The sequence below is a fragment of the Streptomyces sp. NPDC004752 genome (genome assembly GCF_053601275.1).
On record NZ_JBSGBN010000300.1, the window covers coordinates 1 to 1,636 of the forward strand.

Sequence of the window (1,636 nt, forward strand, 5' to 3'; positions counted from 1 at the left end):
GACAGCCTCAGCAGCTACGGCACCCAGATGGCCGCGGCCACCCTGGCCACGCTGCCGCTCCTGCTCTTCTTCCTCCTCGTCCAGCGCCAGCTGGTGCGCGGTATCGCCCTCACCAACGGCGGCGAATGAGCCCGCCATCACCCCCAGTCGAAACGGAATCCCGATGAACGTCTCCCTCACGCGAAGGCATGCCTTGATGGGCGCCCTCGCCATCGCCGCCGCGGGCACGGCCAGCGCCTGCGGCAGCAGTAGCAGTACCGGCAACACCGACGCCAAGACGATCAACCTGCTCACCTCTTCCGATCCCAGGGTTGTGGGCAGCGTCCAGGCCACCCTGGGGCCGAAGTTCACGCGCCGGACCGGCATCACGGTGAAGCACGAGCAGGCCGGCGGTCCGCGGTGGACCGACGTCGACACCCGTCTACAGGCCGATCTCACCTCCGGCCACCGCCCGGACATCGCGCTCGTGGGCATCAACTCGGTGCGCACCTACGCCGACAGCAACCTCGCGCAGCCACTGGACGACCTCATGGCGCAGGCGAAGTTCGACACCTCGCAGTACTCGCCGGCCTTGCTGGGCGTGGACAAGCTCAAGGGCCGGACGATGGGCCTGCCCTACTACCTCAACACGCTGGTGCTCTACCTGAACCTGGACGTGCTGCGCAAAGCCGGGCTCGATCCGGACCGGCCACCGGCCACGTTCAGCGAGCTGAAGACATACGCGACCAAGATCGTCAGCAGCAAGGCGGCCCGGTACGGAGTCGCCTGGCCCTACGACACCGACTCGAACTGGGCGCTGCAGACGATGCTCGCCTCGGCGGGCGGGTCGCTGATGGACCCGGCCGAGAAGCACGTGACGGTCAATCAGCAGCCCATGGTCCGGCTGTTGCAGTACTGGCGGGAACTCGTCCACGACGGCACCAGCACCGTCGTCAATTCAGCGGACCTGACTGCGGCTTTCCTCCGCGGTGACGTCGGCATGATGTTGCAGAGCGTGTCCCAGGGCAAGACCATCACCGGTAGCGTGTCGTTCCCGCTCCGCACGGAGGTCGTGCCGGTGCCTGATGGCGGCCGGCGCCGCACGTCGGCAGGCGGCGGCTCCGCGGTGATCTTCTCCAAGGACAAGAACGTGCAGCGCTCAGCATGGCAGCTGATCCACGAGTTGATCGGCCCTGCCGGGCAGACCCAGTTGGTGAAGATGTCCGGCTGCACCTCGGTCAACCAGCAGGCGCTCACCGATCCCCGGTATCTGGGGAACCTGGTGCACGAGCAGCCATGGCGTGCCGCCGGTGTCGCCGAGATCAAGACTCTGGTGCCCTGGTACCAGTTTCCCGGTGCGCAAGCGGTCGAGGCGCAGAAGCAGCTTCAGAACGCGGTGGTCGCGGCGTTGAGCGGCACGAAGCCGGTCCAGCGGGCGCTGGATGAAGCGGCTCAGTCCATCTCCGGCCTCGTCACGCGGTGAGGGGATACCGATGACCACGACCACGGTGCGCGACCGACAGGCCGACAAAGCGTCCGGCGGCCGGTCGGTCGGCGTCGACGAGATCACAAAGGTCTACCCGGGCGGTAAGCGCGCGCTCGACGGGGTGGAACTGGCCGTCGAGCCGGGCACGTTCGTCGTCCTGCTCGGCCCCTC

Annotated in this window: 1 protein-coding gene; it reads left to right on the forward strand. The window is 67.6% G+C overall.

Translation table 11 applies throughout. The features are described from left to right. The first annotated feature begins 163 nt into the window (after positions 1-163). On the forward strand, positions 164-1,462 hold the full coding sequence (locus ACWEKM_RS46505) for an ABC transporter substrate-binding protein (protein WP_451627363.1): 1,299 nt from the start codon (positions 164-166) through the stop codon (positions 1,460-1,462). The last annotated feature ends 174 nt before the right edge of the window (positions 1,463-1,636 follow it).